This is a genomic window from Bacillus sp. Leaf49 (assembly GCF_001426125.1).
Taxonomy (GTDB): domain Bacteria; phylum Bacillota; class Bacilli; order Bacillales; family Bacillaceae; genus Bacillus; species Bacillus altitudinis.
The window spans coordinates 1-14,905 of record NZ_LMRK01000007.1; the positions used below are offsets into that span (position 1 = coordinate 1).

Annotated in this window: 12 protein-coding genes; 1 reads left to right on the top strand and 11 read right to left on the bottom strand. The window is 44.4% G+C overall.

Annotated elements, in window-relative coordinates; genetic code table 11:
- Positions 1 to 307: 307 nt before the first annotated feature.
- From ASG46_RS05475 to ASG46_RS05520, 10 genes are all read right to left on the bottom strand, one after another.
- Positions 308 to 1,735 (bottom strand): sensor histidine kinase, encoded by a 1,428-nt coding sequence (locus ASG46_RS05475; RefSeq protein ID WP_007498154.1) that lies wholly within the window; start codon positions 1,733 to 1,735, stop codon positions 308 to 310.
- Positions 1,725 to 2,420: a response regulator transcription factor gene (locus tag ASG46_RS05480; protein ID WP_017358523.1), complete on the bottom strand. Its 696-nt coding sequence runs from the start codon at positions 2,418 to 2,420 to the stop codon at positions 1,725 to 1,727. The genes ASG46_RS05475 and ASG46_RS05480 overlap by 11 nt, the downstream gene beginning before the upstream one ends.
- Positions 2,421 to 2,775: 355 nt before the next feature.
- Complete coding sequence (locus ASG46_RS05485; RefSeq protein ID WP_056703532.1) at positions 2,776 to 4,110, bottom strand: MmgE/PrpD family protein; 1,335 nt, start codon at positions 4,108 to 4,110, stop codon at positions 2,776 to 2,778.
- On the bottom strand, positions 4,101 to 5,258 hold the full coding sequence (locus tag ASG46_RS05490) for an amidohydrolase (RefSeq protein ID WP_056703535.1): 1,158 nt from the start codon (positions 5,256 to 5,258) through the stop codon (positions 4,101 to 4,103). Before ASG46_RS05490 ends, ASG46_RS05485 begins: the two co-directional genes overlap by 10 nt.
- Positions 5,259 to 5,291: 33 nt before the next feature.
- A complete protein-coding gene (locus tag ASG46_RS05495) occupies positions 5,292 to 6,038 on the bottom strand; it encodes an amino acid ABC transporter ATP-binding protein (protein ID WP_007498162.1) in 747 nt (248 codons plus the stop codon).
- A 12-nt stretch (positions 6,039 to 6,050) separates the two neighbouring features.
- Complete coding sequence (locus tag ASG46_RS05500) at positions 6,051 to 6,725, bottom strand: amino acid ABC transporter permease (protein ID WP_007498163.1); 675 nt, start codon at positions 6,723 to 6,725, stop codon at positions 6,051 to 6,053.
- A gap of 24 nt (positions 6,726 to 6,749) precedes the next feature.
- Positions 6,750 to 7,544: an amino acid ABC transporter substrate-binding protein gene (locus ASG46_RS05505; protein WP_008347268.1), complete on the bottom strand. Its 795-nt coding sequence runs from the start codon at positions 7,542 to 7,544 to the stop codon at positions 6,750 to 6,752.
- Between the two features lie 22 nt (positions 7,545 to 7,566).
- Positions 7,567 to 8,070 carry a GNAT family N-acetyltransferase gene (locus ASG46_RS05510; RefSeq protein ID WP_007498165.1) on the bottom strand — a complete coding sequence of 168 codons (504 nt, stop codon included), beginning with the start codon at positions 8,068 to 8,070 and terminating at the stop codon, positions 7,567 to 7,569.
- Between the two features lie 17 nt (positions 8,071 to 8,087).
- A complete protein-coding gene (locus tag ASG46_RS05515; protein ID WP_056703538.1) occupies positions 8,088 to 9,413 on the bottom strand; it encodes an LLM class flavin-dependent oxidoreductase in 1,326 nt (441 codons plus the stop codon).
- 198 nt (positions 9,414 to 9,611) lie between these two features.
- Positions 9,612 to 11,396 (bottom strand): right-handed parallel beta-helix repeat-containing protein, encoded by a 1,785-nt coding sequence (locus ASG46_RS05520; protein ID WP_056703542.1) that lies wholly within the window; start codon positions 11,394 to 11,396, stop codon positions 9,612 to 9,614.
- A gap of 264 nt (positions 11,397 to 11,660) precedes the next feature.
- Here ASG46_RS05520 and ASG46_RS05525 point away from each other — a divergent pair, with 264 nt between their 5' ends.
- The gene (locus ASG46_RS05525; RefSeq protein ID WP_056703546.1) at positions 11,661 to 13,154 is read left to right on the top strand and encodes a peptide MFS transporter; all 1,494 of its coding nucleotides are present in this window, start codon (positions 11,661 to 11,663) and stop codon (positions 13,152 to 13,154) included.
- A gap of 44 nt (positions 13,155 to 13,198) precedes the next feature.
- On the opposite strand, the gene ASG46_RS05530 is transcribed toward ASG46_RS05525, so the two are convergent.
- Complete coding sequence (locus ASG46_RS05530; RefSeq protein WP_039166248.1) at positions 13,199 to 14,632, bottom strand: amino acid permease; 1,434 nt, start codon at positions 14,630 to 14,632, stop codon at positions 13,199 to 13,201.
- Positions 14,633 to 14,905 lie beyond the last annotated feature (273 nt).

The window sequence follows — 14,905 nt, forward strand, 5'->3', positions numbered from 1 at the left end:
GCTTCGTGCTGAGAAGAATTTCTAGTGTGGAACATGAGAAAAACACCTTCCTTTAGTATGCTTTTCTCTATTATAAAATGGGATAGTGGAAAATTTAAGGGAAAAAATAAAGCTGTCGAGATTTTCTCGACAGCCTGAGGGCTAAACCGAGTTTAGCCCTTTTTCTTCTTTTCAGCGTGATAGAAAACCTTTGCAGCCCTAGGAAAGACGAGTACCGGCGCGGAGCGAATTTCACATTCGTGAGCACCGGCACGCAGGACTGACACCGAATGCGAGGGTTTGTCTACACGCTGAGGCTAAACGGAGTTTAGCCCTTTTCTTGTGGTAGCGGTAAACGAATGATAAATGTTGTTCCCTTATGTTTTTCGCTTTTTAAATCAATCTGTCCGTCATGCAAGTCCACAAGCTGCTTGACAATCGACAGGCCAAGTCCGTATTCTCCATATGGTGTATTCGTTCTCGAAATATCCGCTTTATAAAAACGTTCCCAAATGTGTTTGACTTCTTCAGGTGCAATGCCGATTCCCGTGTCTTCTACTTCAATGATCGTTTCCCCATTCTCTTCTTTCCCTCTCAAAGAAATGCGGCCGCCTTCTGTAAATTGAATGGCGTTCTTTGTGATGTTGACGAGAATTTGAATGAGCCGGTCATAATCTGCGTATACCTTTTGTTCAGGGTGAACCTCTACCATGAGCTGATTGTTTTTCTCTTCAGCCATTCGGCTCAGCTGCTCCTTAATCACTTCAAACGTATCAATGAGTGGATAGTGAAATTTTTGAAGGGTGATTTGATTCGACCTGATTTTCTCATAATCCATATTTTCATTGACGAGACGCAGCATTCGTTTTGTCTCATCAGTGATGAGCGCATAGCATTTCTCTTTCTCTTCTGCCGGTACATCCGCAGTATTCAGCCATTCGACCAACCCTCGAATGGTCGTCAGCGGTGTTTTCAATTCGTGAGACACATCTGCGATGAATTGTCGCCTACGCTTTTCGAGCCGGTCAATTTCCTCTCTTGACCGTTGAAGACGATTGGCCATCATATTAAAATCCTCACCTAGTGTACCAATTTCATCAAGGTGTTTGTTTTCAAGATGAATGTTGTAGTCACCATGCGCAATTTTCTCAGTTGCCTCTCTCAGTTTTTTGATACGATTCACATGGAACTTCGACAGAAACAGACTGAGAATAAAGGTAATCGTCAATGCCACAAACACGATGATATATAAATACCGATTCATTTGAGCAATCAGCTCTTCTGCTCCTTGAATAGGAGCTATGAGCACCACCCCGCCCTTCAGCTTTCCGTCTTCCATGACAGGAAGTGCCACAAGTGATGCTTCTTGATCAAGCCGGCGTGAATCACTTCGCTTGACAATAATTTCTTCTCCTTTTGCGAGCTTGGCCCACAAATCTTTTGTGAGTAACGCTTCATGCGGCGGCATCTCTTGCTGCTGAGATAGCACAGTCCCTTTTTCATCAAAGACGAAAAAACGGATTTGTCTCGTCGAGAGAATGTCTTCAAATGGACGCAAACGGAAGTTCATCTCGGCTTTCGACAATTGTTTAAAATTCTCCAAAATTTCATTCCCATACGAACTCATTTCGTCTACCCTATTTTGATAAGCAATATCTTTCACAAAATGAGACATCAAGGTGCTGATAATAATGATGGCAATGAGCAATAACCCAAGGTGACTAATCAGCAACTGGTAAAAATATTTAATCTTCATCGAACTTATACCCTACGCCCCATACCGTATACAGAAAGGGCTTAGGCCCGTCTCCGATTTTTTGGCGCAACCGTTTAATATGAACATCAACCGTTCGTTCATCACCATAAAATTGGTATCCCCAAATTTGCTCAAGCAATTGTTCTCGTGAAAATACTTGCCGAGGATGCTGTATAAAAAAGCACAGCAGATCGTATTCCTTTGGTGTTAAATTTTCGATCCGTTTCCCCTCTAGAAACACTTCTCTCGTTTTTTTATCTAACTGAAAATGTTCGGTCTCTAGCCGTTCACCCTCTTTCGCTCCTTCTTGAGTAGATGTTGTTTGAGCAAAACGTCGTTTCACTGCTTTGATTCTTGCCATTAAGGTGAGCGGACTAAAGGGTTTTGTCACATAATCATCAGCCCCAAGATCGAAGCCCAGCACCTGATCAGATTCCGTTTCCTTTGCTGTCAGCATAATAATTGGAACATCACTGATCTGGCGTACTTTTTGACAAATGGTCAGACCATCCATTGAAGGAAGCATGACATCTAAGATGAGCAGATCCCAATCCTCCTCTTGCTTAAATCGATTCAATCCTTCTAATCCATCATGGACGAATTCCGCTTGAAATCCTTCTCGTTGAAAAAACATATCCGTCATTGTACAAACACTCTGGTTATCTTCAATCATTAATATTTTCATCATCAGCCTCCGCTGTTGCCTTTGTTTTTCTTTATGTAGCTTTATTTTACATGTTCCTTCTCAAATCTCAATTGGATTGATACGATTTCATGAACTTATCATGCTTTGGTCATCTTTTATTCATACTTTTTGATGGAGCTGGGTGTCGAGGTGAACCTCATTGATTTTTGTTATGAAAAAAAGCTCATCTTATTGATGAGCCCAAATTGTTGACAAAGGGCTAAAATGAACTTGATTTTAGCCCTTTGTCTTCTTTTCAGCGTGATAGAAAACCTTTGCAGTCTAGGAAGGACGAGTACTATGCGAGGGTTTGTCTACACGCTGAGCTCATCTGATTGATGAGCCCTTTTCCTTGTCATGCCAGCAGTTGCAAGTAAGCAGCGTCTTTCCCCTCTTCAACCGCCTGTAAAAGCTGCTTTGCCTGTGATGTGCTGGTGACGCTGCTTAACTTTTGTATGATGTCTTCTGTCGATAACGCACAGCCTGGTGCTCCCCGAGGAATATCGACTCGTTTGCTGATGGTGGTGCCGTCAGATAAGGTGAGCTTTACAATCGTAAATCGTCCTTTTGGCACTGCGTCTGGATGGGGCTCTATCGTTTGAACATACACTCTATTTACCCGCTTCATCCATACCCGCAGCTCTGGTGAAATGGTTTTTTTCGTAAAAGCATCCAGTGATAAAGGTTGTCCAAACACTGCTAGTGCGATGACATACTCGACACTAAATCGTCCCTCTTCTCCCGTCAAAGGTGTCCGCTCCGTAAGTGCGGCATCTCCGCCAGGCGGAAACATGACGTCGACCTGTACGATCTTCTCCTGTAAGGAAGAGTGTTCTTGTACTAATGACTCGATCGCATCGGCTGCATGATGCGCCGCTGAACAGAACGGATACACTTTAAACCATAGACCTGGCGACACGATACGCCACGCAGTGCCATAGTCCTCTAGCAGACGTCTTTCCGCCAGTTTCTGATCCCCATAGAGAGAAAAGAAGCCCAGCTCCCCATCTAGAAGCGATTCACTCCCGCCAAAACCTGAGCAAGCTAAACCCATGGACCATACGGCGGTTTGAGCGGCGAGTCCAGCTTGTAATGGTTTCATATCAGTCCCAAACTGCTTTCGCATTCCAGCTGATTGCGCACCAGCAAAGCCGATCGCTTTCGCCAGCTCTTTCTGTGAAACTTGTTTCAAATAACCAATCGCACAGACCGCTGCAATGGCTCCGAGCGTTCCGGTATTATGCCAGCCCCGCTCATAATGCGACTTACCGATGGATTCACCTAGCCTTGCCATCACTTCGACGCCAGTAATGTAGGCTGCTAAAAATCGATCACCATATGCCTCACCGTCTGTCAGCTGGGAAAGCAAGGCCGGAATGATCACCGCACTTGGATGTCCTCTCACATCTGAATGCACATCATCATAATCAAGGGCGTGAATCAAGTAGCCATTTAGCATGGCTGCTGCTTGGCGGCTGACCTTCTTCCCTTGTCCAATGACGGGAATTTGAGCCGCGCCGCCTTCTTGTTCCACGAGCGCCATGAGCTTCTGAATCCCTTCATCCTCTTTTGCAGCAAGCGCTGCTGCCGCAGCGTCTAACAAACCGTTTCGAGCCATTTGAATGGCCTGTTGATCTTGCAACGGATCAGCAGAGAGCACTTCCTCTGCGAGCTGTTTCGTTAGTTCCATGTTCTTGACTCCAACGCCCGAACCGCAAGCTCGGAGAAGAAAGCAGCAGCGACTGGGATTGCCTCTTCATTTAACGTAAAGGCAGGGTGATGCCATTCCTCGGTACCGCTCGTCCCCATCCAGACGAAAAAGCCTGGAATGCGTTCTTGGTAAAGGGCAAAGTCTTCTCCGCCTGGTGACTGCTCTGCCTCCACTACTGCGAGATCAAGTGCTCCTGCTGTTTCTTCCACAACCTTTGTCAAACGCTCGTCATTCATCACAGAGGGCAAATACGGATGCCATTTCACATCTGCCTTTGCGCCAAACCCTTCTGCGATACCGCTCACGATTTGTTTCATGAGATCTGGAATCATCGCTCTCACTTCAGGTTCAAACGTCCGAACGGTCCCTTCCATCTCGACGCGATCAGGTATCACATTCCATGATGTGCCACCTTGAATACGTGTGATGCTGACAACCGCATGATGCAAAGAACTAATGCGGCGGCTGACAATTTGCTGTAGGGCGCTTGTGATCTGACCGCTGATGGCAATCGGATCAATTGTGTGATTTGGAATTCCAGCATGACCACCCGTTCCTTGAATGTCAATTTCAAAGCGATCGACGCTCGCCATTAATGCTTTTTCTCTTATCCCGATGGTGCCAACTGGCAGGTTAGGTTTATTGTGCATACCAAATATCGCATCCACTCCATTTAAGACGCCTGCCTCTATGACGTGTTTCGCTCCTTGCGCCACTTCCTCAGCCGGCTGGAACAAAATGCGGACTGTTCCCTTGAGCTCATGTTTCCGTTCGTTTAATAGGACGGCCGCACCAAAAATCGAAGCGGTATGGAAATCATGACCACATGCATGCATTTTCCCCTGTATCTTTGAAGAAAATGGTTCGCCAGATGCTTCTTCAATTGGAAGTGCGTCAATATCGGCTCTCAGAGCAATCGTTGGTCCCTCTTGTTCTCCTTTGATTTCACAAACGACCCCTGTTTGAAGATCTGGAAAATCGAGTACAGTGATCCCTTCCTCTTCTAACCAGCCTCGTAGTTTTTTTGTCGTTTCATATTCTTCAAATGCCAGCTCTGGATGCTCATGAAGCGCTCGGCGTATGTTAATTAAACGTTTGTTTAAAGCTTCATTTCCTAATGATTTCACTGATACTCACCCCTCTAAAGAGTAAAAAGCAGCTTATGCTTCTTCAGCCGCTGCTTCTTTTTGGATAAATCGTTTTGTTCGTTCATTCTTCGTTTCGTCAAATAGTTCGGTTGGCGTTCCCTGCTCAATGATATGACCATCTGCCATAAAAATCACATGATCTGCTACTTCTCTTGCAAACGCCATTTCATGTGTCACGATGATCATCGTCGTTTCTTGAATGGCAATGGATTTAATGACTTGAAGCACACCTGAGACAAGTTCTGGATCGAGTGCTGATGTTGGTTCATCCAGCAGAATCGCATGTGGATCGACCGCTAACGCACGGGCAATGCCAATCCGCTGCTGCTGACCGCCGGATAGTGTGACCGGGTAGCTGTCCGCTTTTTGTTCTAGCCCTACTTGTTTCAATAGCTTCATACCGATTTCATTTGCCTGCTGTTTGGTCATTTTTTTCGTCACAAGCAGTGACTCTGTAATGTTTTGCAAGGCTGTTTTGTTTTTGAATAAATTATAGTTTTGAAACACCATAGCCGTTTGCTGACGCAGGTGATGGGCTTCTTTACGTGTATATTTAGACGCATTCAGCTTCGCATCGCCAATTTCAATCGTACCTTCATCTGGCGTTTCTAATAGATTTAGACAGCGCAGCAATGTTGATTTACCGGAGCCAGAAGGTCCGATAATGGCCACAACCTGCCCTTTTTGCACGTCAAGATTAATTCCGTCTAAGACGACAAGGTCGCCGAATGATTTTTTCAAATTGGTGAGCTTGATCATGTCCACACCTCCTTAATTCCGGTAAGGTTTGCTGATTTTTCGTTCAAATAGGTCTTGCAGGAAACTATAAATGATGGTGAGCACCCAATACACAATGCCAACCGCTAAATACGTTTCAAAGTACTTATAGTTGGCCGATGCAATCATTTTCCCTTGCGCAAACATTTCTGCCACCCCAATGGTAAAGGCAAGCGATGTTTCTTTTAAAAGACCAATAAAGGTATTCCCCGTCGCTGGAATGGCATTTCTGACGGCCTGCGGGAAAATAATTCTGACGTAAGACTGCCATCTTGTCATGCCGACAGATAAACAGGCCTCAAGCTGCCCTTCATCCACTGAATTAAGAGCCGCTCTAAAAATTTCTGCTAAGTACGCTGAGTTTTTAATACTTAAACCGATAATGACCGCTGTTAGAGCATCCATTGAGGTCATCGCAGGGAATAGCTGCGGAAGACCAAAATAAATGAGAAAGAGCTGAACCAAAGTTGGAACCGCTCTGAAAAAAGAAATATACAGCTTGGCAAATTGGTATAAGACAGGTATCCGGTTTTTCGTTATAAGCGCGAATACCACACCAATGATAATGGCAAATACCATGGAGACAATCGCCATGAAGATCGTTATCGGCAAGTATTGAATCAAGGTTGGAAAAACCGTCACCATATACTGCCAATCAATGTGATTCATGTCTGCTTTTCACCGCCGCTGTTGTTATTTTTTAATCGGCACTGTGACATCGTCTTTGAAATATTTCTCAGACAATTTCTTCAGTGTTCCGTCTTCTCTTAATTCTTTGATCGCTTTATTGAATTCTTCTCTTAGCTTGTCGTGCTTTTCATCTTTGGCAAATGGGTAGCCGACTTCTTCATATACGATTGGGTTGCCGACGATTTTGAGTGGAAGTCCTGTTTTTTCAATTTGAGCTAACAAGACACTGCGTCCGTTGACGTAAGCATCTACACGGCCATTTGCAACTTCATTTAAGACACCGTCTTGTGTTTCATATGTTTTGATGTTGATTTTCTTGTCTGGGTCTTTGCTCTCTAGGTTTTTGGCATGGTTTGAGCCAAGAACAGCCGCCACCGTTTTTCCTTTTAAGTCGTCAAGTCCTTTAATGTCCTTGTTGTCCTTCTTGACAATGATTTGTGTTCCTGCGTATGCATACGTATCTGTAAAGTTGAACGTTTGTTTACGCTCATCTGTAATCGCAACTTGGTTTGATACGGTATCCAGCTTCCCAGATGTCAGCTGGCCCATCAGTCCGCTGAATTCACTCAGCTGCCAGTCTAGTTTGTAGCCTAGCTTTTTCGCAATGGCTTCTGTGACCTCGACATCAAATCCTACTAGTTTGCCGTTTTCTTTATAAGCAAATGGATAGCTTTGGCCTGTAGCGCCCACTTTAAGCACTTTCTCATCTTTGCCTTCACTCTGATTGCCCCCGCCGCATGCCGCTAACACCGCAAGCATTGCCGCAAATAAAACAACTAGCCACTTTTTGTTTTTCATGTTCGTACACCCTTCTTTCCTCTTATGGTTGTGTAATATCTGATCGTAATTGTTTTTTAAAATAAATGGTGATATGGCCTTTGCCTAGATCCTTTTCACCTGCTCTGACATAGCCTTTACGCTCATACATGTCCATGAGCCACGGATGCTTATCAGCTGTACCGAGAGAGACATATGGTACCTTTAGTGTGTCCCTTAGCACTTCCGTTTCAACCCACTCAAGCAAGGCTGAGCCTGTGCCTTTTTTTGCCGCTGGTTCTGAAGCAAACCACCATATATGCGGAACGCCGAATGGTCCTGGCTGTTCTCCCCAAGGCATACGGAGTGATAAGGTGGAGAGAAGCTCTCCGTTTTCTTCCATTACATAGCAAAGGTTCTTTTGTACATTTTTCTGAACGAGGGCGATATCTGCATGTGCTGCTTGGAACTGAATGCCGAGCTCACGAATCGGTTCATAGGCTCTTGTTGTCAGTTCAAGCAACGCTTCTATATCATCCTCAGTTGCCAGACGAAACGTATATCCCAACGTTAGTCACCTCACCTTTATGTCGTGTAGTGATTTTTTGGCTGTTTTAATCCGAGATTTTCTCGTAAAGTTTGTCCTGTGTATTCTGTTTTGAACAGGCCTCTTTCCTGAAGGATCGGAACGACGCGATCTACGAAGGCATCAAGTCCTTCTGGCAATAATGGCGGCATCACGTTAAAACCGTCGGCTGCTTCCTCAACGAGCCATGTCTCCATCACATCTGCTAGTTGCTCTGGTGTTCCAATGAAGATATGGTGCCCACGGGACCCTGCAACAGATTGGTAAAGCTGGCGAATAGTCAGGTTGTCCTTTCTCGCCATATTCATCACAAGGTCAAAGCGGCTTTTCACGGCATTTGACGCGCTTGGATCAATCTCTGGAAGCGGTCCGTCTAGTGGATACTGCGAAAGATCAATACCCCCTAAGTAGTTTTGTAAAATGCTAAGGCCGACCTCTGGAACAATCAGCTCTTGTAATTCTTCATACTTCGCTTTTGCCTCTTCTACTGTATCGGCAATGATTGGGAAGATGCCCGGCATGATGCTGACATCTTCTCTCGCTCGTCCAGCAGCCTCTACTTTTCCCTTCAAGCTTTGGTAAAATTCCTTCGCTTTGTCGAGATCGTTTTGTGCCGTGAAAATGAGCTCAGCCGTTTTAGCCGCAAGCTTTTGACCATCTTCAGAAGACCCTGCTTGAATGATCACCGGCTGTCCTTGAGGGGTGCGTGATACGTTAAGCGGACCCCGTACGGAGAAGAATTCACCTTTGTGCTGCAGCTCATGAAGCTTACTAGACTCAAAGAATTCTCCTGTTTCTTGGTTTCTGATAAGTGCGTCCTCTTCCCAAGAATCCCACAGACCTTTGACGACATCGACGAATTCTTCAGCTCGTTCGTATCGTTTGTGGTGCGCTAAATGCTCTTCTCCGCTAAAATTTTTCGCTGTTTCTTCAATAGAAGACGTGACCACATTCCATGCTGCTCGTCCGCCTGATAAATGATCGAGTGAGGCAAACTGTCTCGCAATATGGAATGGCTCACTGTATGTAGTTGATGCTGTTGCTGCTAAACCAATTGTTGAGGTAGACTCTGCAATCGAAGAAAGCAGGGTGAGCGGTTCAAATCTCGTTAATACATTTGGATGAGATGTATGATTAATTGATAAGCTGTCGGCTAAAAAGAGCAAATCCAGCTTCCCTTCCTCGGCCTTTTTCGCTAATTGTTTAAAGTAATCAAGATTCATGGCTGCGTCTGGTACTGCTTTCGGATGTCTCCAAGAGGCGACATGATGTCCAGTTCCTGCGATGAATACGCCTAGCTTGAGCTTCCGTTTCGGCTGTGACACTTGTTCTTCATCCTTTCTATATCTTCCTTGTATCAAGTGATTATTTTACAAGATACATTTTTCTGATTGAATTAATCGGTTTTATCCATAAAAAAAGGGCAAATGTTGTGAAAAATGAAAAATAATTATTACTATATGCCCTTTTTACATGATTGTCAACCGCCTTCTGAACCTCCAAAAAAAGGGTTTTACAGGCGTTTACGGCGGATCAATTTCAATATTTCCGATGAGCCGGTCCGTGGAGTGCGTCATCAGTTGACTGCGCTCCAGTACGTTATGGGCAATCACCGAATGAGTGGAAGATATGGTGCGGACGGCAATCGCTTTTTGAGGAGAGAGATTAATGATGTTATTCCGCAGCACACGTGCTGAGACAACCTCATCAAGAAAAACGGCTGTCGGCTGTCCGATCGAACGATTTAAATAAAAGCGGTTATCTCCAATTTGAGGTGAGCCATTTTTAATATACATCACCACATATAAGGACGTTTCTTCAAAGGAATTGTCTTTAATCTCTAAAGGAGCGGTCGTATTGCTGTAGACGGCGTAGCTTTGATAGTGCTTAAAACGATTCTGCCATATGAAAGCCTTTGCATTTCCTGTCACGCTGATCGTATACGAAGATGCGAGCTGTGAATGTCCTTCTTGAATAAAGTGATTGCCGTTGATCCCCGCTTCTCCTTCCTGCACCCATATCCCTCGGCTGAATTCCTTGAATTGATTATGTTGAATTAAGATATTCGTTCCTCTGACCATCGCCGCATCGATGACAGAGTAGACGGTATTGTTTGAAAAGACAATGCTGTCTGATTGATAAATACGCAGCGATGTACTTCTAAGCCGTGTGTTTGTCCCTGACTCAATATGGTTTCCTTCTATTAAAATACGATTGGCCATATAGACAGACACAGCCGCATCTTCAAAAAGACTGATTTTATTACCTGTGATGTGCACGCTGTCTCCCCTCACATCAATCCCCTTTTCAAATCCTTCAATCATATTGCCAATAATGATCACATTGTTTTCCGATTGATCAAGCGGCACGCCTAAGCTCGTAATCCCTGCTTTTGTCACGCCCCCTCCCACTGCACGAATCAAATTATTCGCAATGATCATTTCAGTGGCGAAGCCATAGGAGATACTGCTGTCCGTTTGATTGCCTTCAATGATCACACCATAGCCATTGAAATTATAGATAGAGCTGGCTGCGCCGCCTCTGACTATGTTGTTTCGAATTTGAATATTCAGCGGTTCCTCCAAGTTGGTCGCATTTTCTCCGTATCCTTCAATATCAATGCCCATTTTTGGCTCGACCCCGTTTACCCCTGCCCTTTCAAGCAAACAGTCTTCCACAATGACACCATCACAGCCTGTAATAGAAATATTGTTTCGCCTTGAGTCAGTGATGGTGCAGACAGAAATATGAATAGACGAAGCTGGCGAGTACGATTCGATATGGGTCAATAAACCGTGCGGACTGACAATGATGCCGTCTCCCGTACAATTGTTGATTTGAACACGATCGATATTCACATGGGAAGCACCTTCAATACACACCCCGAAGCCCCATTCATGTGTTTTTCTTTCTGGCGGGAGTACCTTGTACACATGTTCATCACGGTCGCCTTCAATCCGCCCGCCCCGAATGGTCACATGCTCTACCTCTCCTATATAAAAGGCTGCATATCCCCACGAATCATTTGGTTTCACTTTGATAACGGCATCTGATGCCATCTCAATACAAATATGACTTGGCACTCGTATGCCGGCATTACGAAAAGGAAAAAATTGATCCCCCCTGTACACCGCATCTATTAGATACGTTCCACTCGGCAACCAGACATGGGAGTAACCCTGTGCTTTTGTCCATTCCAGGCATTCGTTCAGTTTCGCTGTACAGTCCGTTTTCCCGTCAGCAATCACGCCAAAGTCTAATACATTGACAACGGGTTTCTTCAGATCAGATTCATTTACATCCCCCAATGAAAACCCCTCCTTTTTACACATGTCCTCTTGTCATCCTATGCATGTGGGAAAGGTTTGCTTGTACGATATTTCAAATTTTATATAAATTCTTCTGGAATAACTTTCCGATGATTTTCACTTGAGCGAATTTTTCATTTTTTTTGAGTCTTTACGCCTATTAAACTAACATTTTCCTGTTTTAGAATAGTTTTATATTGACACAAGAACTATACAAGAATATCATTTTTCTCATATCTCTTTTTTTAAGAAAGGATCTATGCCATGTCTACAATTGACCACGATAAAATTGTTAAAAGTGTTCCTCAAAAAGGGTTTTTTGGACATCCTAAAGGACTTTACACACTGTTTTTCACTGAATTTTGGGAGCGTTTTTCTTATTATGGCATGCGTGCACTGCTTATTTATTATATGTACACAGAGGTGACAAAAGGCGGTCTTGGTTTCGACCAGACAACCGCTAATTCGATCATGTCTGTCTATGGTGCGCTTGTCTACATGTCAGGTATTATTGGCGGATGGCTCGCCGACCGGGTATTTGGTTCGTCCAGTACGGTCTTTTATGGCGGGGTATTCATTATGCTTGGTCATGTCATTTTGGCACTACCTAGCGGAGCAACAGCGCTCTTTATTAGTATGGGGCTGATTATTATTGGGACAGGTCTCCTAAAGCCGAACGTATCAAACATAGTCGGTGACCTGTATACAAAAACAGACCCTCGCAGGGATTCTGGATTCAGTATTTTCTATATGGGGATCAATATGGGTGGTTTTATTGCCCCATTAATTGTCGGAACACTCGGTCAAAAAGTGAATTTCCACCTTGGTTTCTCACTCGCTGCCGTTGGTATGCTTGTTGGACTGATTACGTTTGTCATCACGAAAAAGCCGAATCTTGGACTTGCTGGCACTTATGTCACAAATCCGCTATCAGCTACTGAACGCAAGAACTTCAAAATTTTCGGTACATTGATCTTGATTGTACTTGCTGTTTTTGCTGTCATCGGCATTCAAACAGGAGCGCTCACGATTAATCTATTCACTTGGTTTGTCAGTGTCCTTGGTGTGCTAATTCCAATTGTTTATTTTATTGTGATGTATTTTAGTCAAAAAACGAGTGCAGTGGAGCAGTCGAGGGTACTCGCTTATATTCCATTGTTCCTAGCTGCGGTGATGTTCTGGGCCATTCAAGAACAAGGCTCAAATATCTTAGCCACATATGCAGATCAGCGAACAAACTTGAATTTCCTTGGCATGACATTAGCCTCTTCTTGGTTCCAATCATTGAACCCAATCTTTATTGTGCTCTTGTCACCAGTATTTGCTTGGTTATGGGTCAGACTCGGTAAGAAACAGCCGTCTACCCCGATTAAATTCTCACTTGGCCTTCTGTTCGCAGGATTATCCTTTATCATCATGATCATTCCTGCCTACATGTCTGGTCCGAATACACTTGTTAGTCCATTATGGCTCGTTCTCAGCTTCTTCCTTGTCGTCATCGGAGAACTTTGCTTATCACCAGTTGGGCTGTCAGCGACAACAAAACTGGCACCTGCTGCCTTCTCAGCGCAAACGATGAGCCTTTGGTTCCTTTCAAATGCAATGGCACAGGCGATTAATGCGCAAGTGGTCAAGCTGTTTGATAAAGTGCCAGAAACCGTCTATTTCGGGATCATCGGCATGCTCGCTATCGTTTTATGTGGCGTTATGCTTCTGCTTACACCGGTGATTAAGAAAGCGATGAAAGGCGTGCATTAATTTGAAAAAGAAGCCTCCCAAATGGGAAGGCTTCTTTTTTTGAATTAAAACCGAATCTCATCATCTCCGTGGATTTGCAGCTGGAGCGGTTCACTTTTCACCTGATGTTTTTTCACATAGCGGTGATAGACAACATATCCAATGATCATGAGCGGTACGCCGACATACAGCCCAATCCGCTGCTCCGCATCAAAGGCAAGACTGATTAGCACAATCGAGTTCAGCGTGATCGCAATAATCGGCAGTGCCGGATAAAGAGGGGTTTTAAATTTTAGGTTTTCCAGCTTTCCGCCTGCTTTCAAATATCTTCTGCGGAAAAGCAGCTGTGATAATGTAATCGTAATCCAGCCTGTTTGGGCACTCATGCCCGCAATTGACACGATCCAAGCAAAAACGGTTTTCTCTGCAAAGAATCCTGATAATAACGAAATACCTGTAAACAGGAAAGTGAGCAGTAAGGCATTCATCGGGATGCCCCGCTGATTGACTCGTCTAAACGCCCTCCCTGCCATTCCTTCCTTCGACAAAGAGTACAGCATTCTCGTAGAGGCATATAGGCCAGAGTTCGCCACAGATAATAAAGCAATGATAATGACAAAGTTCATGATATCTGCCGCATAAGGAATGCCCGTTCTCTCAAACACAGTGACAAATGGGCTTTGCAGCACACTCGCTTCTTTCCAAGGCACCATACCCGCTAAGACAAAAATAGATAAAACGAAAAAGACAAGGGTGCGCCAAACCGTCTGATGAATAGAGCGAGGTACGGTTTTCTCCGGATTTTCACTTTCTCCTGCCGCAATCCCGATCAGCTCCGTCCCTTGAAACGAAAAATTCACCGTGATCATCGTGACGACAACGGCCAGCAAGCCATTCGGAAACAGACCGTCACTCACAAAATGACTAAAGTAAGGAGCTGGTTCCCCGCTCGTCGTTTGAATAAAACCAAACATCGCCGCTCCGCCTACGCCAATAAATAGTAAGATGGCAACAATCTTAATGGTTGAAAAGAAAAACTCCGACTCCCCGAACGCTTTCGCTGACCTGGCATTTAATAAGAACAAACACAGCCCAAATATGAGACACCAAATCCACACATCCACTTGTGGAAGCCAGCGTCTCATCAGCTGCCCTGCTGATAAAAATTCCAGCGCCACAGTAGCTGCCCAGCCAAGCCAATAAATCCAGCCAACAGCAAATCCTGCTGCAGGACTCACAAATTTCGTCGCATACGTATGAAACGACCCCGACACAGGAAGCGCGACTGACAGCTCTCCAAGACACAGCATGGTTAAATACATAATCAATCCGCCCACTATATAGGAAAGAACAGCTCCAACTGGCCCTGCTTGTCCAATCGTATAGCCTGTTCCAAGGAAAAAGCCTGTCCCAATGACACCGCCAAGAGAAATCATAAATAAATGGCGGGAGGTCATCGCCCTTTTCAATTGTTCGGGCTGATTTTGTCCAACATCCACAATGATGCCCTCCTTCTTCTAAGATGTTCTGTTATCAAAACATGTCTCCATGTGATTATTCCATTTTCAAAACAACCTACTAATTATACATCTTTTATAATAAATATGCTTCCTTCTATCGTCACTGTTACAAAGTCTTTATTTTAGTAATGTTCGCACAACTATACGGTCATTCTGATCATTTGATAGGATGCCTTATATCCAAAAGAATTGCACGAAAAAACCAGCATGCAAACTTACATGACACACTGGTTTCATTTCCCTCTATTCGAG

What these genes read in the sequence shown, in the direction of transcription:
- ASG46_RS05475 (WP_007498154.1), bottom strand. Translation starts at nt 1,735, where the DNA reads ATGAAGATTAAATATTTTTACCAGTTGCTGATTAGTCACCTTGGGTTA.
- ASG46_RS05480 (WP_017358523.1), bottom strand. Translation starts at nt 2,420, where the DNA reads ATGAAAATATTAATGATTGAAGATAACCAGAGTGTTTGTACAATGACG.
- ASG46_RS05485 (WP_056703532.1), bottom strand. Translation starts at nt 4,110, where the DNA reads ATGGAACTAACGAAACAGCTCGCAGAGGAAGTGCTCTCTGCTGATCCG.
- ASG46_RS05495 (WP_007498162.1), bottom strand. Translation starts at nt 6,038, where the DNA reads ATGATCAAGCTCACCAATTTGAAAAAATCATTCGGCGACCTTGTCGTC.
- ASG46_RS05500 (WP_007498163.1), bottom strand. Translation starts at nt 6,725, where the DNA reads ATGAATCACATTGATTGGCAGTATATGGTGACGGTTTTTCCAACCTTG.
- ASG46_RS05505 (WP_008347268.1), bottom strand. Translation starts at nt 7,544, where the DNA reads ATGAAAAACAAAAAGTGGCTAGTTGTTTTATTTGCGGCAATGCTTGCG.
- ASG46_RS05525 (WP_056703546.1), top strand. Translation starts at nt 11,661, where the DNA reads ATGTCTACAATTGACCACGATAAAATTGTTAAAAGTGTTCCTCAAAAA.